The sequence below is a fragment of the Serratia sp. Res13-Sevr-LER1-36-b genome, assembly GCF_015673035.1.
Lineage (GTDB): Bacteria > Pseudomonadota > Gammaproteobacteria > Enterobacterales > Enterobacteriaceae > Chania > Chania fonticola_C.
Genome location: NZ_JADACK010000007.1, coordinates 54,649 through 80,734, shown reverse-complemented (window position 1 = coordinate 80,734; position 26,086 = coordinate 54,649). Strand labels below are relative to the sequence as shown.

The 26,086-nt window shown below is 51.2% G+C and carries 33 protein-coding genes and 1 pseudogene; 4 read left to right on the top strand and 30 right to left on the bottom strand.

Features of this window, described 5'->3' with window-relative positions:
• Positions 1-432: 432 nt before the first annotated feature.
• From IMQ33_RS06470 to IMQ33_RS06440, 7 genes and pseudogenes are all read right to left on the bottom strand, one after another.
• Positions 433-1,090: pseudogene (locus IMQ33_RS06470) on the bottom strand (hypothetical protein).
• A gap of 318 nt (positions 1,091-1,408) precedes the next feature.
• A complete protein-coding gene (locus IMQ33_RS06465) occupies positions 1,409-1,834 on the bottom strand; it encodes a tail fiber assembly protein (protein WP_196061578.1) in 426 nt (141 codons plus the stop codon).
• 1 nt (position 1,835) lies between these two features.
• The gene (locus IMQ33_RS06460; protein ID WP_196061577.1) at positions 1,836-4,571 is read right to left on the bottom strand and encodes a phage tail protein; all 2,736 of its coding nucleotides are present in this window, start codon (positions 4,569-4,571) and stop codon (positions 1,836-1,838) included.
• 13 nt (positions 4,572-4,584) lie between these two features.
• Entirely contained in the window at positions 4,585-5,112 is a 528-nt protein-coding gene (locus IMQ33_RS06455) for a phage tail protein I (protein ID WP_196061576.1), read from the bottom strand.
• The gene (locus IMQ33_RS06450) at positions 5,105-6,013 is read right to left on the bottom strand and encodes a baseplate assembly protein (protein WP_196061575.1); all 909 of its coding nucleotides are present in this window, start codon (positions 6,011-6,013) and stop codon (positions 5,105-5,107) included. Before IMQ33_RS06450 ends, IMQ33_RS06455 begins: the two co-directional genes overlap by 8 nt.
• A gap of 4 nt (positions 6,014-6,017) precedes the next feature.
• Positions 6,018-6,368, bottom strand: a complete 351-nt coding sequence (locus tag IMQ33_RS06445) for a GPW/gp25 family protein (RefSeq protein WP_196061574.1) — start codon at positions 6,366-6,368, stop codon at positions 6,018-6,020.
• Positions 6,365-6,997, bottom strand: a complete 633-nt coding sequence (locus IMQ33_RS06440; RefSeq protein ID WP_196061573.1) for a phage baseplate assembly protein V — start codon at positions 6,995-6,997, stop codon at positions 6,365-6,367. Before IMQ33_RS06440 ends, IMQ33_RS06445 begins: the two co-directional genes overlap by 4 nt.
• 160 nt (positions 6,998-7,157) lie before the next feature.
• On the opposite strand from IMQ33_RS06440, the gene IMQ33_RS06435 reads away from it, so the two are divergent.
• Positions 7,158-7,529: a DUF6232 family protein gene (locus tag IMQ33_RS06435; RefSeq protein ID WP_196061572.1), complete on the top strand. Its 372-nt coding sequence runs from the start codon at positions 7,158-7,160 to the stop codon at positions 7,527-7,529.
• Between the two features lie 31 nt (positions 7,530-7,560).
• On the opposite strand, the gene IMQ33_RS06430 is transcribed toward IMQ33_RS06435, so the two are convergent.
• The 11 genes from IMQ33_RS06430 to IMQ33_RS06385 all read right to left on the bottom strand — a co-directional run bounded on the left by IMQ33_RS06430 (position 7,561) and on the right by IMQ33_RS06385 (position 13,122).
• On the bottom strand, positions 7,561-8,013 hold the full coding sequence (locus IMQ33_RS06430) for a phage virion morphogenesis protein (protein ID WP_196061571.1): 453 nt from the start codon (positions 8,011-8,013) through the stop codon (positions 7,561-7,563).
• Positions 8,000-8,473 carry a phage tail protein gene (locus IMQ33_RS06425; RefSeq protein WP_196061570.1) on the bottom strand — a complete coding sequence of 158 codons (474 nt, stop codon included), beginning with the start codon at positions 8,471-8,473 and terminating at the stop codon, positions 8,000-8,002. Before IMQ33_RS06425 ends, IMQ33_RS06430 begins: the two co-directional genes overlap by 14 nt.
• The gene (gene lysC / locus IMQ33_RS26115; RefSeq protein WP_230326649.1) at positions 8,436-8,681 is read right to left on the bottom strand and encodes an Rz1-like lysis system protein LysC; all 246 of its coding nucleotides are present in this window, start codon (positions 8,679-8,681) and stop codon (positions 8,436-8,438) included. Before lysC ends, IMQ33_RS06425 begins: the two co-directional genes overlap by 38 nt.
• Complete coding sequence (gene lysB, locus IMQ33_RS06420) at positions 8,569-9,000, bottom strand: Rz-like lysis system protein LysB (RefSeq protein WP_196061569.1); 432 nt, start codon at positions 8,998-9,000, stop codon at positions 8,569-8,571. The genes lysC and lysB overlap by 113 nt, the downstream gene beginning before the upstream one ends.
• Positions 8,997-9,506 (bottom strand): lysozyme, encoded by a 510-nt coding sequence (locus tag IMQ33_RS06415; protein ID WP_024528244.1) that lies wholly within the window; start codon positions 9,504-9,506, stop codon positions 8,997-8,999. Before IMQ33_RS06415 ends, lysB begins: the two co-directional genes overlap by 4 nt.
• Entirely contained in the window at positions 9,490-9,699 is a 210-nt protein-coding gene (locus IMQ33_RS06410) for a holin (protein WP_196061568.1), read from the bottom strand. Before IMQ33_RS06410 ends, IMQ33_RS06415 begins: the two co-directional genes overlap by 17 nt.
• Before the next feature lie 4 nt (positions 9,700-9,703).
• Positions 9,704-9,907, bottom strand: coding sequence for a tail protein X (locus IMQ33_RS06405; protein WP_196061567.1), 204 nt, complete (start codon positions 9,905-9,907; stop codon positions 9,704-9,706).
• Positions 9,907-10,401, bottom strand: a complete 495-nt coding sequence (locus IMQ33_RS06400; protein ID WP_196061566.1) for a head completion/stabilization protein — start codon at positions 10,399-10,401, stop codon at positions 9,907-9,909. Before IMQ33_RS06400 ends, IMQ33_RS06405 begins: the two co-directional genes overlap by 1 nt.
• A 91-nt stretch (positions 10,402-10,492) precedes the next feature.
• Complete coding sequence (locus tag IMQ33_RS06395) at positions 10,493-11,152, bottom strand: terminase endonuclease subunit (RefSeq protein ID WP_196061565.1); 660 nt, start codon at positions 11,150-11,152, stop codon at positions 10,493-10,495.
• A 3-nt stretch (positions 11,153-11,155) separates the two neighbouring features.
• Positions 11,156-12,244: a phage major capsid protein, P2 family gene (locus IMQ33_RS06390; protein ID WP_024528239.1), complete on the bottom strand. Its 1,089-nt coding sequence runs from the start codon at positions 12,242-12,244 to the stop codon at positions 11,156-11,158.
• Positions 12,245-12,279: 35 nt separating this feature from the next.
• Positions 12,280-13,122 carry a GPO family capsid scaffolding protein gene (locus tag IMQ33_RS06385; protein WP_166733444.1) on the bottom strand — a complete coding sequence of 281 codons (843 nt, stop codon included), beginning with the start codon at positions 13,120-13,122 and terminating at the stop codon, positions 12,280-12,282.
• Between the two features lie 138 nt (positions 13,123-13,260).
• Here IMQ33_RS06385 and IMQ33_RS06380 point away from each other — a divergent pair, with 138 nt between their 5' ends.
• A complete protein-coding gene (locus IMQ33_RS06380) occupies positions 13,261-15,033 on the top strand; it encodes a terminase ATPase subunit family protein (protein WP_196061564.1) in 1,773 nt (590 codons plus the stop codon).
• Positions 15,033-16,061 carry a phage portal protein gene (locus IMQ33_RS06375; protein ID WP_196061563.1) on the top strand — a complete coding sequence of 343 codons (1,029 nt, stop codon included), beginning with the start codon at positions 15,033-15,035 and terminating at the stop codon, positions 16,059-16,061. Before IMQ33_RS06380 ends, IMQ33_RS06375 begins: the two co-directional genes overlap by 1 nt.
• Positions 16,062-16,154: 93 nt before the next feature.
• On the opposite strand, the gene IMQ33_RS06370 is transcribed toward IMQ33_RS06375, so the two are convergent.
• From IMQ33_RS06370 to IMQ33_RS06315, 12 genes are all read right to left on the bottom strand, one after another.
• Positions 16,155-17,333, bottom strand: coding sequence for a hypothetical protein (locus tag IMQ33_RS06370; protein ID WP_196061562.1), 1,179 nt, complete (start codon positions 17,331-17,333; stop codon positions 16,155-16,157).
• Positions 17,321-17,713 carry a hypothetical protein gene (locus IMQ33_RS06365; RefSeq protein ID WP_196061561.1) on the bottom strand — a complete coding sequence of 131 codons (393 nt, stop codon included), beginning with the start codon at positions 17,711-17,713 and terminating at the stop codon, positions 17,321-17,323. Before IMQ33_RS06365 ends, IMQ33_RS06370 begins: the two co-directional genes overlap by 13 nt.
• Before the next feature lie 265 nt (positions 17,714-17,978).
• Positions 17,979-19,061, bottom strand: coding sequence for a BsuBI/PstI family type II restriction endonuclease (locus IMQ33_RS26365; protein ID WP_196061560.1), 1,083 nt, complete (start codon positions 19,059-19,061; stop codon positions 17,979-17,981).
• Complete coding sequence (locus tag IMQ33_RS06355; RefSeq protein WP_196061559.1) at positions 19,058-20,854, bottom strand: Eco57I restriction-modification methylase domain-containing protein; 1,797 nt, start codon at positions 20,852-20,854, stop codon at positions 19,058-19,060. The genes IMQ33_RS26365 and IMQ33_RS06355 overlap by 4 nt, the downstream gene beginning before the upstream one ends.
• A 145-nt stretch (positions 20,855-20,999) precedes the next feature.
• Entirely contained in the window at positions 21,000-21,200 is a 201-nt protein-coding gene (locus IMQ33_RS06350) for a hypothetical protein (RefSeq protein ID WP_312872016.1), read from the bottom strand.
• A gap of 73 nt (positions 21,201-21,273) precedes the next feature.
• A complete protein-coding gene (locus IMQ33_RS06345; RefSeq protein WP_196061557.1) occupies positions 21,274-23,487 on the bottom strand; it encodes a replication endonuclease in 2,214 nt (737 codons plus the stop codon).
• A gap of 105 nt (positions 23,488-23,592) precedes the next feature.
• Positions 23,593-23,817 carry a TraR/DksA family transcriptional regulator gene (locus IMQ33_RS06340; protein ID WP_024528231.1) on the bottom strand — a complete coding sequence of 75 codons (225 nt, stop codon included), beginning with the start codon at positions 23,815-23,817 and terminating at the stop codon, positions 23,593-23,595.
• Positions 23,817-24,053, bottom strand: a complete 237-nt coding sequence (locus IMQ33_RS06335; RefSeq protein ID WP_196061556.1) for a DUF2732 family protein — start codon at positions 24,051-24,053, stop codon at positions 23,817-23,819. Before IMQ33_RS06335 ends, IMQ33_RS06340 begins: the two co-directional genes overlap by 1 nt.
• A 66-nt stretch (positions 24,054-24,119) precedes the next feature.
• A complete protein-coding gene (locus IMQ33_RS06330) occupies positions 24,120-24,422 on the bottom strand; it encodes a hypothetical protein (protein ID WP_196061555.1) in 303 nt (100 codons plus the stop codon).
• Between the two features lie 11 nt (positions 24,423-24,433).
• A complete protein-coding gene (locus IMQ33_RS06325) occupies positions 24,434-24,613 on the bottom strand; it encodes a phage filamentation protein Fil family protein (protein WP_196061554.1) in 180 nt (59 codons plus the stop codon).
• 10 nt (positions 24,614-24,623) lie between these two features.
• On the bottom strand, positions 24,624-25,133 hold the full coding sequence (locus IMQ33_RS06320; RefSeq protein ID WP_196061553.1) for a phage regulatory CII family protein: 510 nt from the start codon (positions 25,131-25,133) through the stop codon (positions 24,624-24,626).
• 30 nt (positions 25,134-25,163) lie between these two features.
• On the bottom strand, positions 25,164-25,385 hold the full coding sequence (locus IMQ33_RS06315) for a regulator (RefSeq protein WP_115159997.1): 222 nt from the start codon (positions 25,383-25,385) through the stop codon (positions 25,164-25,166).
• Positions 25,386-25,508: 123 nt separating this feature from the next.
• Here IMQ33_RS06315 and IMQ33_RS06310 point away from each other — a divergent pair, with 123 nt between their 5' ends.
• Complete coding sequence (locus IMQ33_RS06310) at positions 25,509-26,084, top strand: phage repressor protein CI (protein WP_196061552.1); 576 nt, start codon at positions 25,509-25,511, stop codon at positions 26,082-26,084.
• Positions 26,085-26,086 lie beyond the last annotated feature (2 nt).

The window sequence follows — 26,086 nt, the reverse complement described above, 5'->3', positions numbered from 1 at the left end:
CTACGATCGTTTTCACCGATCAATATCGTGTTATTGATCTAGCGAATCGATTGGACGAGTTTTAGCCATTCCTCTAGGGTTAATGGGCTTCTTGTGGCAACACCAGGGAAACGCCACAACCCTAAAAGCCCGCATTTTATGCGGGCTTTATTATGGGCGCTTGGGTAACATTTGGTGGGTTTACTTAATGATTTAACCGTTAGGGAAACGTTAGCTACCAGATAAAACATTTTTTACTCTGGCCTATCAGGCAATACCTTACAAATCAAATACACAACTACTATAGATAAAGTAATATAAATAAATCGTTCATGCCACGTATCAAAATGGAAAAACCAATATGCACATATAAGAACCAATGCACCGCCTAAAATTGATGCCATGGTTTCTAAAGCAGTATGCATTAACCGCCTAAAAAGGCTCTGCTTTATCTCATGGCCTTTTTGATTTTTTGAGTTCATCTTCTACCATATCCAAAATTTTATCAAACTCAGGCTGCCCTTGAGTTCTTTTTACCCTCAGAGCTTCCACAAAGGGCTCCAGTAAAGGCTCCACCAAAAAATATAGAAGATCGTAATTCTTACGATGTAACGCATAGTATATTTCAGGGTCGCTTTGCTGTAATGCTCTGGATGTATAAATGCTACGTTCAGCCATCCCTCCCATCAGAAGGATATTGCCCATTATCCCACCCCGAACCGCCACCAAAAGAGAGCTGCTTTGAGAAACGGCAATGGCTAACCTACCCGCTATCACAGAGTTTGTAACAGTTCTTCCGACCATTGAAAAAGCCACCTGGCTGTAAATACTATCCTTTTTTTTTCTCAGGAACGTTGTCGCTAAACTTATCTAATACAGTCTCAATAGTTTCAGCAAAGTTTTTATTTTCTAAGATGCCATGTTTAATAGCACCTACCATTCTAATTCGTTCTGACTCACGCATGAATCGGGTATCAGTATCCATATAGCCATAGGCCAAATACCCTAGATCTTTAGGGACTGATAGCACACCATGAAAAAACCCTATCACTGAGTCTGGTGATAAAATGGCTTTCACTATACGTTTGGCTATCTCCATATTGCTGCTCATATCACACTCCCTTTTCGAGCTTGCAATTATTAAAAACACAAACAACGTTTAGAGAAAAAAGCAACAAATAGCGACTATCATCCCTATAAGAATGACCTTCAACTATACTTAACTCATCTATTAGCATTTCATTTGGCAATCGTTCCATGAAAAAAGTCACTCCCTAATCTATCGTTTTATCCTTAACAGTCTATTTTGTATAATTGATAAGCATATCTTACGCAAGATATTTCTTTTGTCAGCCCGATCACAGAGTGCGCATTAGGCTATCTACCAGCACGATTTACGTGAAGCTACCCTGTACAGCTGGCCCTGTTTTTACGCCTCCGGCACCGGCGGCCACTCAATATCCGGCGCGGCTTCAGCATCTACCCGATTAATCAGCACCCGGTAACGCTTCCAGGCCAGTAACTGCGCCTGCTCATCGGCTGACGCTATCCCCAGCTCTTGCGCATCCTGCAACGGGGCGATCTTCTTTGTCGCCAGTGCCAGCCGTTGCGATTTATCTATCTTGGCGGCCTCCACCGCCTGCACTTTTGACGGAGGCGGGATATCGACCCAGCAGGGTAAACCCTGGCTATCAGCACCCCGCATTTTCCCTTCAGGCCCTTGTGCGCAATACGTCGTCCACTCTGCATCAGTAATGGGTTTTACATCCTCAGGCCAATTGCCGTTGGCGTCATAGGCTGGTTTATCTTCCAATACATAGAGAATATTGGTGGTTGCACTGTATCCGTAACTCATCTTATACCCCCACTGCCCACCAGAAGACCACGCGTTCGTTATCCCCCAACGCAGCATTAAACCCGCCTGCCGACAGGCTTTGTGCTTCCATATTCATGTTTGAATCTCCCCAATGCCCGGCCAGTGTGAGCTGGACGCCGAAACAGTCCTGTGTGTAGCCACGCGGAAAACCCACCCAGGTCAGATAGCCTTCGCCCCGGTTGACCACGCCGCCTTGGAAAATAAAGCCGGTCAGTTCATCTTTGTACCACCATGCCTGACGCGTGCCCGCGACGTGCGAACGGCTGTTAAACGCATTCCAGTCAACCCGGCCATTGAGGCCATTGGTGATGAAATTACTGAGATAACCGCCCCAGGCAGTGCCGGAAATATTGCCATCCGGATGATGAACAGTTTCACCTAGGTGCAAGGTGGGCCACGTGCCATTGACCTTTAGCTCCCCATTACCACGCAGCTCATACCAGCCGTGATCATTACCATTGCCGACATGAATACCCAGGTTATGGTATTTGCCAACCAGTTCATGGTGATAGAGCTCGGCCACCAGATTGCCCTCACCTTTTAACCGAAGTGCATTTACCTGACGATGACTCCCCTCCGCATTGGAATAGGTGTTAATACCCGATTTGTTGATGTAGTCGAGCCCCTGGAATGTCGCGCCCCCTTTCACCGTCAGCCAATTGATGTTGTCACCGCTCTGCTTAACGTAACGGCCATTTGATTCTGTTTTGGTGTAGGCATTGATATCTCCGGCCACCAGGTTCACATCACCGGAAAGTGGCTTGCCGTTCACCTTGATAGAGCGCTGTGCATATTTCTGCGTTGCTTGTGCATCGGTCAACGCCCCTACATCCGCCGCCGTCGGTTTGTTATTGGGGGAATATACCCGCTTACCGGCCTCAATGACCTGGGTATCGGCCATCACCCGACCTTTCATCTGCAGGTCACCGCTGCGAGTGTTGATATAACCTGTCACGCCTTTCAAACCCGACGTGGTGCAGGTATTGAAGAAACCAATGCCGTACCAGCTTTTCAGCATCAGGTTATTGGAGGTGTATCCAGCCGCATCGCTGCCGCCCTCAACCGAGGTGTTTTCATTACCGAAGTTAACTCCGGCAGCAAAGCGGGTTTTCCCCGTGACGATCCCGCCGGTCTTTAACAGGTAACGGTTATCAGCTTCGGTCTTGTTCCAGGCGTTCACATCCCCTGCCTGCAGGTTAACATCGGCTGAAATGGGTTTGCCGTTCACCCTGATAGAACGAAGTGCATACTTTTGCACCGCTTGTGCGTCCGTCAGCGCGCCTACATCCGCCGCCGTAGGCTTGTTTTTGGTGTGGTAAATCGTGGCATTGCTGGCCTGGTTGGCATCAGTGCCCCAAGACAGATTATTTTTGTCATTAATACCGAGCCGATACAGCGGCGCATTGCCGCCGAGCTGAAAACCGATCGACAAATTGGCGGTGGCGCTGCTGCGCTTTAATACTAAAGGCGTGTGCTCAACGCCATCAATCAGCAGGGCCGTATTTTCCGTGCCGGTAGAACCGGTTTTTACCGTCAGGTTTTTGACTGTCCCGCCTGACAATTTCAGATAACGAGCATCTGCCTCGGTTTTGTTCCAGGCGTTGACATCACCGGCCAGCAGGTTGACATCTGCGCTCAACGGTTTGCCATTGACCTTGATAGAACGTAACGCGTATTTACCATCACATTGCGCCGCTGTGTAGCCGTTACCGGTATGCAGCAATTCACACCAACCCAGAAAATCCTTGTTGGATTCTTTGGTTCGAAAAGCCATACGACCATCACGCCACCCCATTTGCAACGTATAAGGATCTGCCGTAGTGGACGCACGCCAGGCATGATTGATGATGCCAGCCGTGCCGATAAAGGGTGGTGCGTCGGGATCATCACTGTTTGTCCAGGTAAACCCGGTGAAGGCATTCGCCCCGGCCAGGTCGGCCAGCCGATGCCTGAGATTGGGTTGTACCAGGCCCAGGCCAAACGCTTTGTTAGCGGTCAACACCTGACCGGTGGCCTCGCCCGTATCACACAGGGCGGCCGATTTTAGCCCCAAGCTGGCGCGGGACTTGGCCTTATCTGGCAGATCAGCGAGGTTCTGCGCCAACTTCACCGCTGCATCATTCACAGCCTTAACCGCTTTGGGCGTGGCCGCCAGGGCTTCACTGGTGCTATTGGTTACGCTGCTCAATTGCACAAACCCCTTAGCCGCCGTGGTGGCGTCCGGGTGGTTGCGGGATTTGGCATGGTCATCAATGGCCGCCGCCACAAAATCACGGGTCGCCATCACCATGTCACCACTGACAATCAGCGTGATAGCCTCGGTGTGGCTGACGATCACCACCATACGCAGGGTTTGCGTGCGCCCGCTGCCCTCTTCCAGCTTCGGCTTGTAGGACTCAGCCATGTTGCTGACCGCAATCAGCGTGCCGTCTGCATCATACAGGCCCATTTCACGCAGCCAGAAGCCACCAACATTGGCAGGAATGACTAACTCGGCAATAAGCCGATCTGGCGCAGCCTTATCAACCGTCAGTGAATTGAGGGCCGCCCGGTGACGCTCGTTAACCAGTTTGGTCTGGGCGGGGTTGGGCGTGGGTAATTTGCCGTTAGCGTCTCCGACGGCCATCCGGTCAATCTTCAACGGTTTGCCGCCCGCACTGGCGGCCGCAATTTTTGCCGCCCCGGCGGTGGTCAGAATGGCTTTGTATTTGCTCATGGTGTCTCGCTTGTTATCCGGGGTAAACGGTAAGGGTGTCGCCGTCGAACGTGCCGACGCCGGTGTGGATCTGGCCCTGAACGTCCTGCACGATATTGAGGCCGATAAGATGACGGCTGACCGGTTTGGCATCGGCGATCATGCGTTCCATCTCCTGATACATGGCTTCAGTGATACCGGTTTCCAGTACGCCGATATCCAGCCGAAAGGTGCCGGGCGGATCATTGTTTTGCCACCACTCCAGCACCTTGATGAGATAACCGAGTGGCTCCACAACGCGACGAACGGCCCCCAGGGTGCCCTTGTGACGGTGCAGGTAAAACGCCGAGGTCACGACGTTGCGCTTGACGGTGTCCGGCCAGCGTTCATCCCAGTGATCAACCGAGAACGCCCAGGCCAGGTATGGCAACAAGGTGATCGGACAGGTGTCCGGGTTCCACAGGTCACGCACGGGAACCGGGATGGGTGCCAGTTCGGCGCAGGCACGGGCGGCGGCCACCTCCAGCGTAGAAGAACCGACCGGCAATAGACGGTTATTCATCGGATCCCCCGACGGTGATGCGGTACTGTTCGCAGTAGGACGCCTGGGTATTGTTCAGCACGATATCGGCCAGCGGCTTTTTCAGCTCCACACGCTGTACGCCTTCGGCATGGAGTGCGGCATAAAGGGCTGACAGGCGGATATCACGCCCTAACCGGTGTTGCGCGCTGATGTACTGTTTCAACTTAGCCTCAGCGGCGGCCTGGATCGGAGCGGCCTCCGGGCCCGGATAGAGATAGAGCACCGCCTCAATGGTGTATTTGACGATAGAGGCGGATTGCACCGTCACGCGATCACCTACCGGACGCACATCCTCATCATTCAGCGCACGGGTAACGACAGCCAACAGATCGGCGCTTGCGGTGCCGTTACCTTCCCGTGACAGCACCGAGATGGTCACACAGGCCGGGCTGGGGCTGGTTGCCTTCACGTCGGCCACCCGACCATCGGCAGAACGGCCATGATATTCATAGGCACCGGACGGCCCGGCCACGCTCATACCTTCAAACGCCTGCGGGATACGCACCCGATAATCACTGTCGGACTCCATCACCGCCGGTGTTGGCGGCAAGGTGTTGTTATCAGCAGGCGTGATGGTCAGCCGCGGAGTATTGACGTTTGCCCCCAGTTGGTCGAGGTCACTGCCCGTGGCAAAGGCCACCATCACGGCACGGGCGGCATCGTTAACACGCTGGCGTAAAATCACTTCCCGGTAGGCATTCTCCTGTAGGAGCTTCACCAGTGGTTCGGACTCCAACGCCAGGGTACGGGCAATCGCTTCACGCTGTTCCTCAGGGTAGAGCGAAATCAGCGTGGCTTTGCGTTCGGCCAGCAGGCTTTCATAGTCGAGCACCTCAACAAGGGCGGGCGCAGGGAGTTGGCTCAGGTCAATGGTTGGCATGGGTTTAGCTCACAGGAATGGACAACGACAGCGCGCCAGGGATATCGGTACGGGTGCCGGTGAGATCGACCACCATCTTGCCGTCATAGCCGGTGTTGAAGGTGATACCGCTCAGTTTTACACGCGGCTCCCAGGCTAAAATCGCGCTGTAGCAGGCGGCCATGATATGCAGGCGCAATGCGTCATTCTGCGGCTGGTCGAGCAGTTCAGACAGTAACGAACCATATGCCCGGCGCATCGGGCGAGAGCCCACTGGCGTGATAAGAATGTCAGCAACTGACTGGCGGATATGGTCGACATCAGTTAGCCCACGTCCGGTGGCGCGATCCATCCCTATGTATTTTGCGTTGCTCATGTCGGTTTATCCGTGTTGCCACCACCGCGCTGAATGCCGCCGTGGGTGTGGGTATGGATCACCACGCCGTTAGACGTGATATTGCCGCCGGTATGAGTGAGATTACCGGTCATGCTGCCGCCCTCCTTAATCTGGATAGTGCCAGTCACAAGCTGGTTGGTGCATTCCACCACGGGGGCATCGAGTGTGATCTTTTGGCTGGCTTTGACCATCACCACCTTGGTATTGGCGGTGATGGACTCGGACGCCTCCACCGTGGCGGTCTTGATGCCGGTCACGGTCAGCGCACCGGTGGCGGGTTCGTACTCCAGCACGGCACCGTCCGGGAACGTTACATGCAGCGCATCAGCCGAGGCCGACGGGGCCGGGAAGTCATCTGAGAAAATGCCCGGCAGTACAAAGGCGGTATCCAGTTCACCACCGATCGCCAGGAGCAACACCTGTTCACCTTCGGACGGTGCCCACCAGGAACGGGAACGGCCCGCCCGGCAGGTAAGCCAATGCAGCCAGTCGGTGAGGTTGCCGCCGGTTTCCACGCGGCAAAGGCCGTGCTCCAGGTCAACGATGTTGATGGTGCCGATGCGGATCAGATTGCGCAGTAGACGCAGGATGTCGGTTTGATTGTTCATGAAGGGAAGGATGCAACGCTAAGAAGATAGCAGCAATGTAGGACGGTTGGTCGATCTGAGAAACAACAAAATCAAATTAGCGAGTTCAATAAATAACTAGTTTGTTTTTTAAACATACAGCAGTATTATTTAGGCTTTACTACACCCTCTGGAGCTAAAAATGGAAGAAACGGAGTTTTTTAAACAAGGACACGTATTAATCACCAATGCGCGGTTTATTGTCGGAAACAGCACTTATGCGATGACCGGGGTCACTTCCGTTAAAAAACAGAGTGTTACACCTTCACGCGTTGGAGCAATAGTTCTCATCATTGTTGGAATAGTTTTGCTAATAAATATGCAGGGTGCCTCAATGCTATGGGGCGTTGGTGTTATTGGCCTTGGCGTGTTGGCTATCAATGGGGCTAAAACGAAACACAGTGTTTATCTGAACAGTTCTTCAGGCGAAAGCCAGGCCTTAGAAAGTGAAAATGAAAATTATATCGATACTGTGATTAATGCATTGAATCAGGCTATTATTCATCGCGGTTAATGATTGATGAGGGTGATACATTACCCTCATTTTAGAGTTCTGATGATAAATACTGGATCATTGCCTTTTCAACAATAGTGAATACATCTGCCCCGAATCCCAGCAACGGCCTTTCCTCATACCGCACTTCAGGGCTACGCAGCGAAGGTCGATCACGAAGCCCATAATGATGCACCTCAGCCATGCGCTTAACCCGCCCCACAAACTCCACCACAGCAGCATTGTTGCTGCCGTTGGCTTTTAGATAGCGTGCGGTTCGCAGCTTGGTAAACATCGCCCGCTTAATTCTCCCTTGCTTACTCCGTAGCTGGGTTTTACGTGGGGCATACGGCGTGCCATCGGGTGCCTGTTGCCGCTTGATATTCTGCTGCTGATTGGCGCGGAGGCGCTTGGCAATCGTCACGGCCAACGCCTTACGCGATTGCGGCGACAGATTGCCAATCAGTCCGGCTAGTTTGGTCTCAAAGGGTTCAAGTTCGTTCATGCCATTCACTCACTAATTCACCGTGAACATACATCTGCATCGGACGGATCACGTCTTCCGGCAACGGAGGTTCCGGCAGGTGATCAACATGCAACGCACTGCCCTGCTCTTTCACAATCACCCGCTCGGTCAGTTGCAGGTTGATGCTGATATCAAACGAACCATCATTATTGATATCGGCCTCAAAGGTATAACCGGTGCGCCGCTTCTCATCGGTCGCCATAATGTCCGGCTGGTTCTCACGTAACCACGCCAGGATCGGCACGATGATAAGATCCATATCCCCGCTGTAGTCGGTGATCAGCAGGTTTAGCCGAAACTGATATTCAAACGACAGCGAGCTGGCGAGCGTGGAGGCAATGCGACCACTGTCAGTAAACAGACGCAGATTCTCTGGGTTGCGTTGCAGCCAGGGCAACGAGTCAGTCAGCGCGGCGCGCAGTTGTTGGGGTTTTATCATGGTGGCGTTCCTGACACTGTTTAACCATATCGACCTGGATTGCGCAGGCCGCCAGGGCGTGTTCAAGCTGGCGAATATCCGCACTTAAATCCCCGTTAGTGCTCGGCTGGCTGGCCGGGATTTGGCACGGGCTGACCGTTGGACAGCCAACGTAAATAATCGCCGGTGCCGGTAAAGGCGGGCCGCTGGTGCAGCCGGATAACGTCAGCAGGCAAAGCCCGGCTAAACCACTCACGTAGTGCCTGGTTTTCATTGAGTGCCCTCTGTAACTGTTGTTCACGCCGTAGGGCCAGACGCTGCGCCCCGGCCAATGTATTTCTCAATTGCTGTTCGGCCTCGGTCTGTTGACCGGCTTCACGTTGCAACGCGGTGATCACCGTGTCGCGGCTGTTAACGGCAGCAGTTAAGGTGCTGTTTTGCTTTTGCGCGTCCACCAGGGAGCTACCCAGGGAAACCACCTGCCATTTCAGCCAGCCAATGATGGCCAACAGCGTTAACGCCGATAACAACGCCGTGCGGTTACTCATCGCGCCCCCTGCAAACACAACGCCTGTTCGGCTGCTCGGCGACGCTCCAGCCCTTTCGACTTCACCCCGTTCACATACACCCAACGCGGCAACTGTTGGCAGGCACTGCGCCACTCCTGCCGACGGATAAACCCGGCCAGGGTTGAACCACACGCCGCCGTGGTGCCCACGTTAAAGGCAAAGGCCACCACCGCGTCATACACCGGCGGCGGCATGTTCACCGGCATACAGCGCCCGATGGCCCGTTCGGTGCGGGAAACATCCGCCACCAGGTTGACGGCGGCTTGCCGTTCGCTGATAACTTTGCCCGGCACCACGCCTGCGGTGTGGCCGATGCCGGATGTCCACACCCCGGCGCTGCACTGGTAAGGGGAAAGCTGACAACCTTCAAAATCGGCAATCAGGCGCAGCCCGGCGGGTGAGGTTTGCAGGGTGCTGAATTGCGGTAACAACATCGCCAGGGCCAGCACGGCAGCGGCTGTACAACGTTTAACGATTGAGTTCATCCGCTACCCTCCGAGAAAGTCCGAGCCGGTTGAGCAACCGGTAGGTTTTGCGGCGGTAGTACCAGTTGACCAGGAAGGTGCCAACACCCACCGCCGCCCCGACCATAAAGGCAATATCCTGCGGGGAATACTTGCCCACCCAGGCGAGAAATACCGCCATGGTGTAAGCGAAAAACGAGGTAATACGCTCCATAGGATCAGTCCCATAAATTAACGGTTTCACGCTGCGGCGAGACAGTCATATCCGGCAGCGTCACCGGCTGGCCGTGGGGCAAGATGGCCCCAGCATCGGCCAATCCGGCATTGAGTGAATACACCTGCTCGACCACGCCCTGGGTACGGCCAAAGTAGCGCCAACACAGGGTATCAACCGTGTCACCTTGCTGCGCGATAACCTGCATCACAGCAATCCGATGATGCAGTGGCTACGCTCGGCCACGTTGCTGATGGCGTTGCGGGCGGTGCGCCACAGCTCATCAATGGAAGACTCGATCACCTCCGCTTTACGGCTGCCAGTGGCGGTGGTATCCAGGCTGCGGTATTGCTCCGACAGGAACGCGGTGGTCATGGCGCTGACCGCGTTCTGGTACTCGCTCACCCGCACGCTTTCACCGTCGAGCACTTCTGCAGGCACATCCGCCAGCCGGTGATAGCCATCCGCCATCTGATCACGGCGGAAAATAAACAGCTCGGCATTCACTTCGGCGATGGCGGATTTGATTGCCCGGCGCAGACGCGGTGCGGTAATGGTGCCTTCAATGCGCATCACATCACGTACCTCCAGCGGGTCGACGTCCGGCCAGAAAAAGCTGTTTTTCACGATCGGTTCATCCTCCGCCGGGGGACGCATTGCGGGCGCATCCGGGCGGGGCTTTTGGATAACGACGGTACTCATATGACCTCGAAAATAGGGGGCGGTGGACGAGGGCTTTGATACAGATAACCCGATCGCCGCTCTCGTGCCGCCCGGCGCGGGGCGCGTTCTGTCAGCGGCTGGCAGCGTTACGAATGGCACGCTCCAGCCGTTCAATGTCCTTTTTGACGCCGCAGCCGTTATGCAACTGCAACGCCCGTTTCAGGTGGTTTAAGGCCAGTTCAGCCCGGCCCGCGTCACGCAGCACATAGCCGGTGATTTTGTGCAGCTTGGCGCGTACCTGGTCAGGCATGTCTTCAGCGTCGGTGAGCTCCATGGTTTGCATCAGGTGGTCGATATTGACCGCCTGCCCGGCCTCATGGGCACGGGTAGCCGACTCGGCGACGTCTTCGGCAATCAGGTACGGCGTGGAGCGGTTGAACCCATTGGGCGGCACCAGTTTGTAGCGCAGCGCGTAGCGAGCAATCGCCAGCGCGCCGAGGATATCCCCCGCATCCAGACGCCAGATCATCACCGTCATCAAGATGACGTCCTGCGCGCCACGCCCTTCCGCCAAGACACCGGCCACCCACGGGGCATACTCCGGTAGCAACTGGCGCTTAAGGTCGGCTTTGCGTTCCTGGGAGCGCACCTGCTTGAGCCTGCGCTTGTCCTCATAGAGCTTGAGCAACATCAGCTCATAGCCGTTGGCGTGGGCCGTGGGGCCCGTCTCCTGACGGGCGGCCTCAATGGCGGATTGGCGCAAGAAGTGGCGGCGGGCCGGGCTAGTCATGGCTTACTCTCCGCTTTTTTCTTGGGTGTCTTCCGGCGGGGTGGGTGCTGTTGGTGTGAAGTCACCCAACTCGATGTTTTCCACCACACAGCCGCAGGCGTAATCCTCCACCACATAATCCTCGTTGATGGATTCGTAGTTCTCGACACGATCGCGCTTGGGGTTCTCTTCCAGGTGACGGCGGTGTGTGTCTTCCTGCCAATAGATAGACAGGTTATCCAAACGGGTGATCATCAGGGCATTAGCCGGGAAGTACGGCACGCGCACCGCAGGCAGGTTACCGATGCGTTTCTGGCTGATGATCATGTCAGCCGCCATGGCCTCGCTGTTAGGCTGTGCCTGATTGACCAACGGGAAATACTTATCCGCCAGTAGTTTACGACCGCAGATCACCACCAGTCCTGGGTCTTCCTGATACCATTCGGCGAGCAATTCCGCATGAGCATTCATCACCAATGCATCGAGGTTGGCATAATCGCCACCGGCCCCCACGCGGATCATTTCGGAAATGATATTGCCTTTATCATCAACCACCCTGCTCATCACGCGGGACGCGGCTTCATTACGGTATTTTTGCAACCAGCCTACGGCGATATCCTGCAACATCGGATTTTTAAGGCGGTTAGAGGTCTTGGCGCGATGAGTGCCGTTAAAACCGATGGTGATACGATCAAGCGCTTGGCGCTTGACGATGGCATCACGTAGGCGAGTTTGGAAATCCTGGTAACGCGCCCACAGGTCGAGCGTGTTATAGCGGATGTGGAAATCGTAGTTCACCTGCTGGCAGAAATAGCCGTCTTTATCCAGGGAGGCAAAATCGGCGGTTTCACGTTCGTCACCGCCGCTGGTATCGGTGGTGCTGGCAATGGTGCCATTAACGCCCAGGCCCACCTTTTCTGCCTTCATCTCGGCGACCGGCACAATGTTGATGCTGCTCAGGAACGCCGAGGACTCTTGCACGCGGGTCATGATGGTTTGCGTAACGGACGGTTCAACGCTGAACTTCTTATCCAGATCACCGGTATCGACGCCGTTCAGCTCGGCGATACGGCTTAGAAACTTGTTAAATTGAAAGCGGGTTTTCTGACGCATGATTTTATCCTGTTAGTTATCTTTTTCGGTGCGGTTTAGCAGTCTGTCAGCACGTCGTTTTGACCACTGCCACCCGTTGCCGCCGGGCGCTGGCTGAAACTCTCGGTAGTAGAAAGCTGCTGTCTCAGGGCGGTAAATGCCGTTGCACCGGTGTCCACCTGCTGCTTGAGGTCGGCGACCTGTTGGGTCAACGTGGTTTCAAGCTGGCTAAAGCGCTGCTCGGTGCCCTGTACCTGTTCGGCGACGGTCATCACCGCGCCTTCCATTTCGCTAAAGCGAGCATCATCAGTTACCTGCTTGCGGCTAAACATGGCCTTCACACGGGCGGCAAAGGTCTGCTCTGGATCGGCGACCTCTTCAAACTCAATCAGCGCTTCAATGGCGGCGGTGAAAACATTTGCCGGGTCGGCCTTACGGGCGGCCAGCGGGTTGTGTTGGGCGGTGCGGCTAAAGGCCAGCATTTCGGTGCCCAGGCTGGCCGGGTCGTCGGTCACCGCCAGCCCGATCAGGTAGCTGCTGCCGGTCTTGGCAAAGTTGCGGCCGATTTCCATTGAGGTGTAAACCTTCTGGCTCTTGCCAATCATCGCCACCAGTTCGGCGGTCGGTGACAACTTGGCATACAGCGCCCATTTGCCGTGCAAACGCGATTCGTCCGGATCGTCAATCTGTTCGGCCTTCAGCTCGATCACGTCGCCATAACGGCGGAAATCACTGTCCGGCAAAATCCCCTTGATGTGCTCCAGGTTGATGCGGGCTCCGTACACCTTCGGGTTATAGCTGCTGCCCATCTGCTGAATATCGTTGGCGTCAATTTCGCGACCGTCGCAGGTGTCACCCTCCATACCGATGCGAAACCACTTTGAAACTTTCTTTGCCATGTGAACGGCTCTCCGATTGTTAAGTTCGGGGCCAGTGTGCGGATAACAGCGAGTAGGCTCAACGCGTTGCAGTTGGAAGATCGTAGACACAACAGTGACTTAAGGCGGGTTTCGGCGGGCTTACGTAGCCTTGGCGGCATGAATACAACACCGACGACAACTATCATCAGCGATCCACGCCGCCAAGCGGCCTTGCTTTACTGGCAGGGCTTCTCCGTGCGCCAGATTGCCGAAACGCTACACGCCAAGGCACCCACCGTGCAGAGCTGGAAGCTGCGCGACAAGTGGGATGCTATCGCGCCCATTTCCCGCGTTGAGCAAAGCATGGAAGCGCGGTTGATACAGCTCATCATGAAGACCCACAAGGAGGGGATCGACTTTAAAGAGATTGACCTGTTGGGCCGCCAGATTGAACGGCTGGCACGAGTAAACCGTTACGCCCAAAGCGGCAATGAGGCAGATTTAAACCCTAACGTCGCCAACCGTAACAAGGGGGAACGCAAACCCGTAGAACGTAACCTGTTCAGCGAGTCGGCCATTGAGAAACTCAGCAGCATCTTTATGGAGACCACCTTCGATTATCAAATGGGATGGTATCGCGCCGGGCTGCAACACCGTATCCGTAACATCCTCAAGTCACGCCAAATCGGGGCGACCTTCTTCTTTGCCCGTGAGGCGCTGTTGGATGCGCTGACCACCGGGCGCAATCAAATCTTTCTCTCTGCCAGTAAGGCCCAGGCGCATGTCTTCCGCAATTACATCATTGATTTTGCGCGCCTGGTCGAGGTTGACCTGAAAGGCGATCCGATGGTGTTACCGAACGGCGCACGGCTGATGTTCCTCGGCACCAACGTGCGTACCGCGCAGAGTTACACCGGTAACCTGTACCTGGATGAATACTTTTGGATCCCCAAGTTCCAGGAACTGCGCAAGGTCGCCAGCGGCATGTCACTGCACAAGAAATGGCGCACCACCTACTTTTCTACGCCGTCCAGCTTGGCGCACTCCGCTTATCCGTTCTGGTCGGGGGAACTGTTCAACAAAGGACGCCGTAGCAAGAATGATCACATCCAGCTCGACCTCAGTCACAGCCATCTATCAAAAGGCGTGCTGTGTGAGGATGGGCAGTGGCGACAGATTGTCACGGTCGAAGATGCGCTGACCGGCGGGTGTAACCTGTTCGACCTCAATCAACTCACGCTCGAATACAGCCCGTCCGAGTATCAGAATTTGTTGATGTGCGAATTTGTGGACGATAGCGCCTCGGTGTTCCCGTTCGTCGAGTTGCAGAGCTGCATGGTGGATACGCTGGAAGAATGGGAAGACGTCAACCCGTATGCGTTGCGGCCTTTTGGCTATCGTCCGGTGTGGATTGGTTATGACCCGTCGGAAGCCAATGGCGGCGACAGTGCCGGGTGTGCGGTCATCGCGCCACCGATGGTGGCCGGGGGCAAGTTCCGCGTATTGGAGCGCCATCAGTGGCAGGGCATGAACTTTGCCGACCAGGCGCAGAAGATCAAAGACCTCACCGACAAATACTGCGTGGAATACATCGGCATCGATGCGACCACCGTCGGGCAAGGGGTGTTCCAGTTGGTGCGGGAATTCTTCCCCGCCGCCCGTGAAATCAAATACACCCCGGAAATCAAGACCGCCATGGTGCTGAAGGCCAAAGACACCATCGGGCGCGGCTGCCTAGAGTACGACACCAGCCACACCGATATAACCGCCTCGTTTATGGCGATCCGCAAAACCATGACCGCCAGCGGTGCGCGTTCGACCTACACCGCCAGCCGCAGTGAAGAAGCCAGCCATGCCGATTTGGCCTGGGCAATCATGCACGCCCTGTTAAATGAACCGCTGACCGCCGGTAGCGGCCACAGCAGCCCGAATATTTTGGAGTTTTACTGATGAGCAAGCGCAAAGGCCGTAAGGCTTTCACCACCACCACGCAACCCGCAGTCCCGCAGAACGTAGAGGCGTTTACCTTTGGGGAACCGTCGCCGGTGATGGATAAGCGGGAAATCCTGGATCACCTGGAATGCTGCGGCAACGGCAAATGGTACGAACCGCCGATCAGCTTTGATGGACTGGCGCGCAGTATGCGGGCCGCCGTGCATCACAGCTCGCCGATGTTTGTGAAGCGTAATATTCTGGCCTCTACCTTCATTCCACACCCGCTGTTAAGCCAGCAGGAGTTTAGCCGCTATGCGCTGGATTACTTGGTGTTTGGTAACGCGTTCCTGGAACTGCGCAAAAACCAACTTGGTGAGCCGCTGCGCCTAAAGTGTTCCCCGGCCAAATACACCCGCCGGGGCGTGGAGCCGGATACCTATTGGTTTGTGCAGGATTGGAAGGAGCCGCATCAGTTCGCACCAGGTAGCGTGTTTCATCTGATTGAACCGGATGTGAATCAGGAACTGTATGGCCTGCCTGAATACCTGAGCGCGCTCAACTCCGCATGGCTCAACGAAGCGGCCACCCTATTTCGCCGTAAGTATTACCAGAACGGCGCGCACGCCGGTTACATCCTGTATATGACCGATGCAGCGCAGAGCACCAGCGACGTAGACCGGATGCGCCAAGCAATGCGCGATACCAAAGGTCTAGGCAACTTCCGTAACCTGTTTATGTATGCGCCGAACGGTAAGCCCGATGGCATCAAGATTTTGCCCTTGAGTGAAGTCGCCACCAAGGATGACTTTTTTAATATCAAGAACTCCAGCCGGGATGACCTGTTGAGTGCGCACCGCGTGCCACCGCAGATGATGGGGATCATCCCGAATAATACGGGAGGGTTTGGGGATGTAGAGAAAGCGGCAAAAGTATTCGTTCGCAACGAGCTTACGCCACTGCTAGAACGTATGAAGGAATTGAATAGATGGGTAGGTGAGGAGGTCATTACATTTCGCTCATACTCACTAGAAGGACATGGGTAAATTAACTCCTATAAACGCTTGCGTCTGCTAGCGTTTATATCAAATTATAGACCTTTCAACTCCAATGTTCAGTCATTGGAATAAATGCGGCTACTATCTTGAGAAACCAAATATTTTATTTTCTTGATCAACAAAGTAATCATGTACGAAGGATATGATTTCGATCCTATCCTCATAAATTAAGTGCAATTGATTACTATAATGTTCTGATCTTGGAAAAATTCTCCAATGAACTAATTCACCTTTAAAAATATCTATAAAGCCATCACTCCGTATAACTAAAACCTTATCAGAAAATTCAAGTATAGTACCGAAAGGTGCCACCCCTGTAGAAATGACATCATCTATCTCTTCAGGTTTAATTTCATTACTATTGGAAAAATTAAAATACCCTTTTGCAGAGAAGTCATCTGTTTTCTTATTTTTTGCATTGTAATTTACAATCTCTAGTCCACTTGAGGAAATGCGATACATTTTCTCACGCGAACCCCAGACAATATTCTTCTCACTATTAATTGATCCGAAAATTTCATTGTCTGATATTATACTATCGAACACTCTGACTTTTTTATCATTGACCTTTTCTTCTCTGAACTTCACAAAGTAAGAGTTAAATAAAGTTGATCCTATTACACTCTGAAAAGCCCAGTCACAAATATTACATGGTATATCTGCAATGTTTCTAGGGGCCTTTAACCCTCCTTTTAGATGACGATTAAACGGAAAATCAAAAAGCCCATCATTACCTGCTGCAATAGCTATAGCTCCTGCATTTTCAGATGCTTTTACTTGTATGACATTAGAATCATGATGTTTTATTACTTCACCTTTATTATACTTGGAGCCTATGTTGGATTTTGTTGTTGAAAAAAGCCCCTCCTCACCCGCAGCAAAAAATCTACTGTAATATATTTCAGTATCTGACGGCAAAAAGCTAAAAGGATATTTTTCTTCACTCCAAAAACTATTGCGTGACGAAAACCTTTCAGTCACATCAGCCTCCGACAAGGACTCTAATTGAGATATTACGATAGGTTTAATTGTTGGGTCGTTGAATACTTTTGTTACCTTGGGATTATAGAATAACTCTCCATCAGAAAATGAGACTCGAACAGCCGTTTCAAATAGTGGGAATTTTTTTGCGATAACATCCACAGCTTCGTTCCAGTCAATCCGATGAAGCGAACCATTAACATCAATAAGAATAAGCTCACCAGAGTATATCTGCGAATCCCAAAACGTACCTTCTATTTTTATCTTTACAGGGCGCATTTTTTACCCCTAATTATCTTTGACATTTTAGGCGTAGTAATCAAACCATCTTGTAGCCACTTACGAAGTACTGTTGTATCTGGTCTATCAAATGGCGCACGCCAATGTGCTACCGGATATCCATGCCAATTATCATGGCTATCACTAACAAATTTCGCTATATGAACATTACATGATATAGGAGGGGGAGCCACACCCAGTTCAGTCACCTTCGACTCTACAGGATCCCAATAAATCGCCCAATAACATGCCTTAAAAGCCCATTCTTCTTGCCGAGCTTTGTTATAACACTCTTCCTCAATCACTAATGGAACAATCCATTGTGTTTTTTGGGCTGCAAACGCAGCATTTCTATGTTGTGGATTCGGTATATATGGCATAGACAGTAGCCTATAGCAACAAAGTAGAATAAACCTATCATAAAAAATGCTAACTATTCTAAAAAAATTACCTAAAGTGTGACTAAGGACATGCGCGCAATGCTATCCCCGCCTCGCCTGCCCGCTTCATGTGTCACTTTTCATGCAGTTGCGTGATCCGGCGCGATCCACGCCAGGACTGGCGCTGCTGGGGAAAAAATCACACCGGATCATCATGCAAACTCATGCACTCAAGACATGCACACCAACCATCAGTGGTATCAACTTAAATTCTGTCCGATAATTTAACTGGTTGGCCATCCTTCAAATCAATCAAATGCTCAGGTTCAGAGACAAACCATGCATGAGAACCCCAAGCTAGTTCAGAGATTGATTTTTTGAATGGTGCGCTTCCTCTATCCATAAAAGCTGTAAGAAACGCTAAGTGACTTTCGCTAAAACCAGCTTCCAATGCCAATTTTGTTAACGCACTCTTTCGTTCTCTATTTATTGGCCCATCAGTAGCTACAACTTCAGTGAACACAACTAGCATGTCTGCGCCACTACTTTCATGTCCTAGGTCAATAAGGATTATATCAGGAAGTGCTTTGGAGGCATCAATTCTTAACCCCAATGCGTGTGCTAATCCTTCATCACGAGCTACAACTTTATTACCAGACTCCGATAACCAAAGAATAGCCGGAGATTTAAGAAAGGTTGGAGCAAAAACTTCAATAACAGCCTTAGCTATGACACTTGAAGGCCCAGGAGCTAATGTCCTTTGCTCACCATTTGGGAAAGTAACGACTACAGCGTCTTCTGCAATCGCAGCGCCTGATTTCATAAGACGTAATCTAGATAAAGCTGCTTTATTCAAATGGGCATTTTGCCATTTTGCTATAGCAGTATCTAAATCACCACCTAACAATTCTTCATCAAATAAAGCTGCAAAAGATGCTTCAAGACAATACTTCGGCTTAGATGAAGTTGTTGGAATACCACTCCTCTCTATTACTGCACCGCAAGGTATAAAACCAGAACGAATAGTTTCATCTCTTACAGGTTCTCGGGAGTTAGCAGCATACCAAGCATCAATTGGGCGATCTTTTTTACTAGATAATGTCTTTTTGACCCAATTATCACGACTCACATCATCAACAAGGCTAGCCTGTTTGCTCCCCATATCAGTGACCTGACTTGGCCTTATCCAATTATCCGTACCGTATATGGCACCAGCATAAAACATAACATAGAGTGTTTTAGCTGCCATCTCACGTATAACGTAGTTTCTATTTTCCGTACCTTCTGGGAATACATACGGAAGCCTTTCCGATATAACTTCTAATTTGGGGACTTTTGGTAAGTTCACTGTAAACTCACTCCATAGAATTTTGATATGGTTTTTTCGATTTTTTCTTTAGAACTCCCAGAAAGTACCAACTTCTCTATCTTTAACATTTCGTCAACACTTGGGAGAGGTATTGAGTTAAGCTCATAGGCAGAAACTGCAACACTACCACTAATACAGCGAAAAGCACGATCCACTACTTTTGAGTTTAATATTGCAGCAATGGTTTCTGGTTTTACATACGTAAATAATTCTTGCGAGTAAACCATATTAATATGATTTTCAACAACAACCCCATGACTTTTATCTATAAAGTCCTGCGGAAGCACAGCAGCTAGTAGCCTTCGGGTCTGTTCTTTCGATGTTGTTCTTTGCACCAAAACACACTGTTTTGATGTCACCAAATGTGATTGGTCTGAATAAACATCGATATAGGGGACATGATTCCGGCGGTCTGCACTAAACTTAAATCCAGAGCTCGTGATCGATTCAGCCCAGATAAGTGGAAAACTTCTTTTTGTTGGTTCCGTGCGTAATTGGGACTTAAACCTGTTCCAAACCAATTGACCAGTAGATACACTATATCCCAAATCAGATAATCGATTCGGCATCAATTTTATAGCATTCAAAAAAGTCGCATCTGCTGAGCTTCTTGGTAATAACCACGCTTTCCCACCATGTTCTATTTCTACATGTCCGATCTTTTCGACTTTAGCATCATTTAACCCCTTAGGTATTAATGATGATACTTCCGCGAAATTATTATGTTTACCTAACTTAAATGTAGTAAGAAGTGTTTCTTGGAGAACATCATCAAAAACACCTTCACGATCAGCTACAAAATCAAAGGCGCAAGGTGTCGCCTTATCTGTTAATAATGATCTTAATGCCATGAAGTATTGTCCACCTAAAAATGAGGTCGGCGTTAGATACGCTACTATCCCCTCCATCGGCTTTGCCAATCTAATAGCTAAATCAGTAAAAAGACCGTATAAATTCGCATGGCCATAAAGGGAACGAGAATATCTATCTCTCATTTCAACATCTAATTTAACCCTACCATATGGTGGATTTCCAATAACAAGATCGAAGTTACCTATACTAACCTGCTTAAGCGCATCACCTATAATTATAGTATTTTCTGGTAATCTTCTTTTAGCCGCAATGCATAGTGGCATTAATGCAGCCTCGAGAAGGCTCAAGCTCATCCATGCTGCAAATGGATCAATCTCAATACCTTTAAGACGCTTTACAAGACGTCTTAATATCCATTCAGGTGAAGATCCATTGTCTTTCTGTAGCATTCTTAATGCCACTGGCGCTAAAAAAGCACCGCCACCACAAGCCGGATCAATAACCGAACCTTTAGAAAAGTCAACCCCCGTATTCTCAGCCAAATCAAGTAAGCGAGATACCAAAGGTGGAGGAGTATAATAAGCGCCAATTTCCGAACGATAGGATGAAGGTAACATTACCGTATAGATGGAACCTATCAAGTAACCTGCATCTTCTACAGGAAAAATGGCGACCAACTCACCTGTGCTTTTAGCTAGTTCTAAGGCATCGCATGACACCTCAGCCAAAGCCACTGAGTGTGGTATCTGTTTGATTTTAATTGAGCTATCTTGAGATTTAGCAAGGCTATCCCAATACGCACTTATAATTTGAGCGCAAAATGAACGAGCTTGGACGAGCCTATCATTATCAGTTTTATAGTTATCTGCATAACCTCGAGCCATGGCCTTACAGGTTTGATACCGTTCTAATAATGTCAGCTCACTATCAGTGAGGAAATCAAATTGTTGAGCGTTCATCAGGCCATCCTACTGTTATAACTATATTTTTTATCAAAACTCTCGGTGCATATGCATAAAGTCACCTATATCATGACATATGAGAGCACTTCATAATCTTAACATCACAACGATCTATACGGCAGCATACAAAAATTGCCTAGCTTTATCTGAGCAAAACCGAATCACTAACAAACTTGGTCTTAACTTGCTCTGCAAGGGTGCCCTTGGCATTGCCCGCCAGTTCTGAGATCCAAATCAGTGCTATCTCTTTATCTCTTGCCTGGCTCTCATAACAAACTCCAAGGCGGGCGATGAACTCAATACGTTCCAAGATGACCGCTTCTTCAACTGCTGGTAAATGCACCCTACTCCTCCGACATTCAAAAAATACTGTATACATAAACAGTATTGCTTATTGATTTTGATTGCGCAACAGATTATTCGAAGCTTGACCAATCCTTAACCGGTTCATACTGCATTGATATATCACCAAATTTGACTTTAGTACCACGCGCTAGCACTTCCAGTTCCCAGCGTTCGGCCTGGATACCCTGTTGCACCAATTCTGAGTGAATCCGAGGGATCCGAGCACGCTCATCAGGGGTTAATCGTGCCGATGGGGCTACCGTTCGCCCTCGATACACGTTGTTGCTGCGCTGTGCTCTGTTTACCTGTGGTGCATTAGCCCTAATTCGCGCCATAACAGACCGTGTAACGGTCGTATCATTCCAGTCAATTGGAGTTTCCGGTGGGTGCTCCAACACCGCCACGGCCTCCACAGGCTCCTTATCCTGCTGATCTGTTGCCTCATTGCTGCCGACCAACCCACAGTTATTGACAGGACTCCGAGGCGCGCCAGAGGCGCTTTTTAAGGTCAAGCCCTCAAGGTCAACGGCTTTGGCGACAATGCGCCATTGGGTAGTCCGGGTCTCATGAATGTGTGAGCTACCCAAGTGCGGGGCGAAAATGCCGATCACCCTCTGCACTTCTTCATCGTAAGCATTGAGCTCTTCAGCGACACGACGAGCAACACGCACGGTTTGTTCCTTACGGGGGACATTAGCCCCACCCTGTGCCAGGATGTAAGCGGCAAAATCTCCGGCATCCGCAGCAGCGCGAACGGCCTCAACGCTGGCGTCAAAGTCATCTGCCAGGCTGATTGAGCGGATACGGCGGCATTCGCGGTAAGCGCCCATGGAAGGCAAGCCGATGGAGTGGAATTGAGGAATACGCCAGGTTGACGCCCAGGAGGTAACGGCGGCGGCGGTCTCCGTCAGCAGCTCACCGGTTTCATGGTCACGCTCACCGTCCAGGGCATAACCATCGATATTTTTTGCGATGTACTTAGCAATATAACCCGCCGCGCCGCCCTTATTCAGATGCTTGCAGTCAAAACGGTTCTTCGCTGCGCCGCGTTCGTCGCCATCTTCGGCCATGGCATAACGGCGCATGATATCGATCACCCGTTGGCGCTGTTCTTTGGTGGTGAACAGCATCATGTGCCAGTGCGGGGTTGCATCGTGATGGGGCTCAACGACTCGCACGCCATAAACCTGCAGATCATTATCTTTAAAAGCGGTACGGATCTTACTCCACAGCTTGACCAGATAACGCTGGCCGTCTTTGGGTGTGTAAGCTTCGGCATCCCAATTGTGGTTAAACTGCACCTTGGGATTGGTTTTGCCGAGGGTGCGCGTCGGATGGTATTTGGACGGCGTAGTGATGGTGATAAATAAGCCCTTATGACCATACTCGGCAGCCGCTTTTTCGACACCGGCAATCATCGCCATTAACTCCATCCGACGGATCTCCGGGTTGGAGATACTCGCCATCACCTTGTCGATAAGACTGATACGTTCGCCGGTGTCGGCGTTCTCCAGTTCACGGCTGTTCAGATAATCCAGATTGGACTGGCGGCGGGCTTTCACTTCGCGGATCGCCTGCTTACTGGCATAGGCTGAAACTCCCCGGTTCACATTACCCACAGCAATCAGCAAAGCTTCACGCCAGCGGGTGCGCTGGGCTTTCAGTTGGCGTTCCCACCACTCGGCATTTACCAACCGTGACAAACTGGCAACTGCCGACTGAGTATCCAGCTTGCCTTTACGGTATTTACGCCAGTGCATTGGGGTAACATTGAAAGCACGGGCCATCCCCGCAACCTGAGAATAAAACGTTGCCTGGATACCATCATCTAACAGGCCTGTATTATCGCCGTCGTTCTCAGCCAGAAACGCTTCGCAATAACGCTCATAGTTCTGCATCAACTGCCCGGCGATCCGGTCAGCAAAACGCTTCAACGCCTTATCATCCATCCCCGGCAAGCTGGCGTAGTTATCCAGTTCCGACATAAAACAGGGTGATGCATGGAGATCCATCGCATTTTTATCGTTAACGGTTTGGATGCGGGGCCAGATACGGCGATCAAATTGCAGCACCAGCCACTTGTTGGCATCGTGCAGCCCTTTGCTTTTCAGCAGGTAGTCATGGCGAGACAAAAAGCCCGCACTGAGAAATTGCGGCAGGGAATGGATATTGCGCAAAACAGCTTGCCCCTGAGCGTGCTCCTCACGGGTAAGCGGTCTTACTGGCCCGGCAATCGCCGGGCGCGGTAGGTTCCAGGAATAAGCCCACGGATTGCCTTCAGTCATAAGGTTGCACTTCTGGTCTGCGAGCGTATTCCGCATCACTTAAATCAGCGGCCCAAAAAAAGCCCACTGCAAGCAGCAGCAGGCCGAAAACGATAAGGAAGCTGGTCATGCCTGCACCGCATAATGGCGGCGCTTGGCTTCACGCAGGTGCTGACAGGCAACGCAGGTTTCTACGCCCAACAGGGCAATGCGGCGGGCTTCGGGGATCGGTGCATCGCAGTCTTCACATTTAAAAGCCGAGGGCATAACCGAGGACTTACGGGCATTGGCGATCTGTGCGTCCAGGATCAGCGCTTGACGCTCTTGTGCGATATCCATGAGGTCAGCCATCAGTGCAGCTCCTGCGCTTTGTGTTCGATGGCTTCAGCCTCTTGGCGCAGTAACTCCACGGCCTCGATAGCGTTCAAGCCGTTTTGTGCAATATGCGACGCCAGACGAACCAGGCGAGCGGCGGCCACTTCCGCCTGATTTTTACGTTCATCAAGGCGAGCGGTATTGAGCAGCACGATCACCCTGTCGTGATCCGACTCATTGCCTTTATCAATACCGATAATGTTTTTATTCATGGGGTCAATTCCTTAATTTAAGCAAAGCGATGCCCGGCGGGTTTACGCCAGAGTGTCACCAGGGGGTTAATTACTGTTTAATTCGCAATCATCAGCACTGATGAAACGCGGTAAGGTTTTTGATAAATCAATCAGGTCATTCAGCGCCCATATGATTTTCTGGCGCTCGGTGTAGCTCATTTCGGCAAACGTCATGAGTACATGGCGGGCTTTCAGCTCGGCATGGAAGCAGATTGTCTTGCGGATATGCGGTGGCGATTTATCAAAAGCCTCTTGTGCCACGTTTTTCCTGTAGGCAAACAGTTCCCGCTTAATCTGGGAAATGCGCTTAATGCCGATAGCTTTTTGTGTGTCTGTTGCCAGTAACATATCAACCCCAATTAACGGCAGAACAAACGGCGCAGCAGTGGCGCAGGTTTAGAAGTGGATAGACCGCGCAGTAACGCAGACTGATCGTGACATGGCCGCCAGCATTTACCGCCCGGCAGTTCAATAAAACCATGCTGAAAATGGCGTGATGGGCTTTGGCGTTTTAGCAATGGAGCAATCGAGATAGGCATAGCTATAACCTCAACTTAAACCGGCAACGGCACCCAGGCCACTAATCACATCAACGGTAGAGGCTAGTGCTGGGGTTGATTGGATGCGGTTTTGAACGGTCAGACCGATCAGTGACAAATGGCGGATCGCGGTGTTGACGCTTTCCAGCAACGCAGACTTGCGGACAGGCGTTTTATGGTCGCCTTGTACCGCAGCGGCAGCGATAGAGCCCATCGCGGCAGTGGCATGAAGGGCATAAGCGGGGATGTTGCCAGCACTAGCCTCATTGACTGGCACTGAAGGCATACAGTTAATCTGTGCCAGCATGGCATCAAGCAGGCTGGAATCTTCTGTAGCATCGGTGATCGCCAGCAACTCAGCGCAAGTGAGTTGATGCGGTTGTCCTGGGCTCAACTTGTTGCGCAGCGTTTGTGCATTCATTCCAACCTGTTGCGCTAACTGCGTTACGTTATGGCGCGCCGGGAACTGGCGACAGGCTTCTTCGAAGTGCGGATGTTTAGAAACGGTATAATCAAACATGGTTAGCTCTACTCTAATCGGTAAGATAGATTAAGCCTGAAGAGCGACGTTACATTCACTCAAGGCTCGAACTGTCAGGGCTGCCATATTCACTTCGATCAATCCGTTCTTTTGCTTGCCCTTTGGTTTGATAGGAAGCTTTCCATACTCGATCAGGTTCTTGGCCGTTTCTTTATTGGTACCTGTACGGCGGCAATACTCATCAAGCGGGATGTAGGGTTCAGGGATGATAATTGTAATGTTAGGTCTCATAAGGCAAACTCCGTCTGTTAAACCGTGTACGGCAATACATGGCAATAAAGGTCAATACTCACCAAAAGCTACGCAGCGAACTTTAAGTTCACTTAAAGCTAAAATCAAGGAAAAGTTCACTCCATGATGCAGATAGACTTCACTAAAGGTGGTTCCGCAGTGCTAGATAGAGTCCTAGAAGCCTACGGATTCAAAATGAAAGTACAGCTAGCTGATCACCTAGGCATAGCTTCAAGTAGCATGGCAATGCGTTATAAGCGGGATATTTTTCCGGCAGATATTGTTGTTCGCTGCATGTTAGAAACAGGGGCAACACTAGAATGGATCGCAACTGGCAAAGGCAAGAAATTTGAAAGTGGTGACACAAGCGCACTGAACATAACTAGACAAAAGCTAGTTAGCGGCCAGTTGCATGACTTTGGTTCCATTCTGTTCGATGCAGGAATGTTTCTGGACTCCAACAGCCTACCCACTCTGCCAGTATGCATAGTCGATGACAGAATTCAGTACATCGTTGATAAGCATTTCAGTGAAGTAAATGATGGCTTATGGTTAGTCGAAATTGAGGGAAAAATAGGCATACGCACACTCACACGTATACCTGTTAAGAAGGTGCGCATTAGCGGTATTGGGGCTGCTTTTGATTGTGCCCTAGAGGATATAACTGTACTTGGTCGCGTAGTCTTGACGGTGGAATAAGT

What these genes read in the sequence shown, in the direction of transcription:
- IMQ33_RS06335 (WP_196061556.1), bottom strand. Translation starts at nt 24,053, where the DNA reads ATGAATAAAAACATTATCGGTATTGATAAAGGCAATGAGTCGGATCAC.
- IMQ33_RS06385 (WP_166733444.1), bottom strand. Translation starts at nt 13,122, where the DNA reads ATGGCAAAGAAAGTTTCAAAGTGGTTTCGCATCGGTATGGAGGGTGAC.
- IMQ33_RS06450 (WP_196061575.1), bottom strand. Translation starts at nt 6,013, where the DNA reads ATGCCAACCATTGACCTGAGCCAACTCCCTGCGCCCGCCCTTGTTGAG.
- IMQ33_RS06380 (WP_196061564.1), top strand. Translation starts at nt 13,261, where the DNA reads ATGAATACAACACCGACGACAACTATCATCAGCGATCCACGCCGCCAA.
- IMQ33_RS06405 (WP_196061567.1), bottom strand. Translation starts at nt 9,907, where the DNA reads ATGCAGGTTATCGCGCAGCAAGGTGACACGGTTGATACCCTGTGTTGG.
- IMQ33_RS06430 (WP_196061571.1), bottom strand. Translation starts at nt 8,013, where the DNA reads ATGAACGAACTTGAACCCTTTGAGACCAAACTAGCCGGACTGATTGGC.
- IMQ33_RS06330 (WP_196061555.1), bottom strand. Translation starts at nt 24,422, where the DNA reads ATGTTACTGGCAACAGACACACAAAAAGCTATCGGCATTAAGCGCATT.
- IMQ33_RS06435 (WP_196061572.1), top strand. Translation starts at nt 7,158, where the DNA reads ATGGAAGAAACGGAGTTTTTTAAACAAGGACACGTATTAATCACCAAT.
- IMQ33_RS06365 (WP_196061561.1), bottom strand. Translation starts at nt 17,713, where the DNA reads ATGCCATATATACCGAATCCACAACATAGAAATGCTGCGTTTGCAGCC.
- IMQ33_RS06315 (WP_115159997.1), bottom strand. Translation starts at nt 25,385, where the DNA reads ATGAGACCTAACATTACAATTATCATCCCTGAACCCTACATCCCGCTT.
- IMQ33_RS06325 (WP_196061554.1), bottom strand. Translation starts at nt 24,613, where the DNA reads ATGCCTATCTCGATTGCTCCATTGCTAAAACGCCAAAGCCCATCACGC.
- IMQ33_RS06355 (WP_196061559.1), bottom strand. Translation starts at nt 20,854, where the DNA reads ATGAACGCTCAACAATTTGATTTCCTCACTGATAGTGAGCTGACATTA.
- IMQ33_RS06445 (WP_196061574.1), bottom strand. Translation starts at nt 6,368, where the DNA reads ATGAGCAACGCAAAATACATAGGGATGGATCGCGCCACCGGACGTGGG.
- IMQ33_RS06390 (WP_024528239.1), bottom strand. Translation starts at nt 12,244, where the DNA reads ATGCGTCAGAAAACCCGCTTTCAATTTAACAAGTTTCTAAGCCGTATC.
- IMQ33_RS06425 (WP_196061570.1), bottom strand. Translation starts at nt 8,473, where the DNA reads ATGATAAAACCCCAACAACTGCGCGCCGCGCTGACTGACTCGTTGCCC.
- IMQ33_RS06395 (WP_196061565.1), bottom strand. Translation starts at nt 11,152, where the DNA reads ATGACTAGCCCGGCCCGCCGCCACTTCTTGCGCCAATCCGCCATTGAG.
- IMQ33_RS06410 (WP_196061568.1), bottom strand. Translation starts at nt 9,699, where the DNA reads ATGGAGCGTATTACCTCGTTTTTCGCTTACACCATGGCGGTATTTCTC.
- IMQ33_RS06465 (WP_196061578.1), bottom strand. Translation starts at nt 1,834, where the DNA reads ATGAGTTACGGATACAGTGCAACCACCAATATTCTCTATGTATTGGAA.
- IMQ33_RS06440 (WP_196061573.1), bottom strand. Translation starts at nt 6,997, where the DNA reads ATGAACAATCAAACCGACATCCTGCGTCTACTGCGCAATCTGATCCGC.
- IMQ33_RS06400 (WP_196061566.1), bottom strand. Translation starts at nt 10,401, where the DNA reads ATGAGTACCGTCGTTATCCAAAAGCCCCGCCCGGATGCGCCCGCAATG.
- IMQ33_RS06345 (WP_196061557.1), bottom strand. Translation starts at nt 23,487, where the DNA reads ATGACTGAAGGCAATCCGTGGGCTTATTCCTGGAACCTACCGCGCCCG.
- IMQ33_RS06320 (WP_196061553.1), bottom strand. Translation starts at nt 25,133, where the DNA reads ATGTTTGATTATACCGTTTCTAAACATCCGCACTTCGAAGAAGCCTGT.
- IMQ33_RS06340 (WP_024528231.1), bottom strand. Translation starts at nt 23,817, where the DNA reads ATGGCTGACCTCATGGATATCGCACAAGAGCGTCAAGCGCTGATCCTG.
- IMQ33_RS06310 (WP_196061552.1), top strand. Translation starts at nt 25,509, where the DNA reads ATGATGCAGATAGACTTCACTAAAGGTGGTTCCGCAGTGCTAGATAGA.
- IMQ33_RS06455 (WP_196061576.1), bottom strand. Translation starts at nt 5,112, where the DNA reads ATGAATAACCGTCTATTGCCGGTCGGTTCTTCTACGCTGGAGGTGGCC.
- IMQ33_RS06415 (WP_024528244.1), bottom strand. Translation starts at nt 9,506, where the DNA reads ATGAACTCAATCGTTAAACGTTGTACAGCCGCTGCCGTGCTGGCCCTG.
- IMQ33_RS06460 (WP_196061577.1), bottom strand. Translation starts at nt 4,571, where the DNA reads ATGAGCAAATACAAAGCCATTCTGACCACCGCCGGGGCGGCAAAAATT.
- lysB (WP_196061569.1), bottom strand. Translation starts at nt 9,000, where the DNA reads ATGAGTAACCGCACGGCGTTGTTATCGGCGTTAACGCTGTTGGCCATC.
- IMQ33_RS06370 (WP_196061562.1), bottom strand. Translation starts at nt 17,333, where the DNA reads ATGCGCCCTGTAAAGATAAAAATAGAAGGTACGTTTTGGGATTCGCAG.
- IMQ33_RS06375 (WP_196061563.1), top strand. Translation starts at nt 15,033, where the DNA reads ATGAGCAAGCGCAAAGGCCGTAAGGCTTTCACCACCACCACGCAACCC.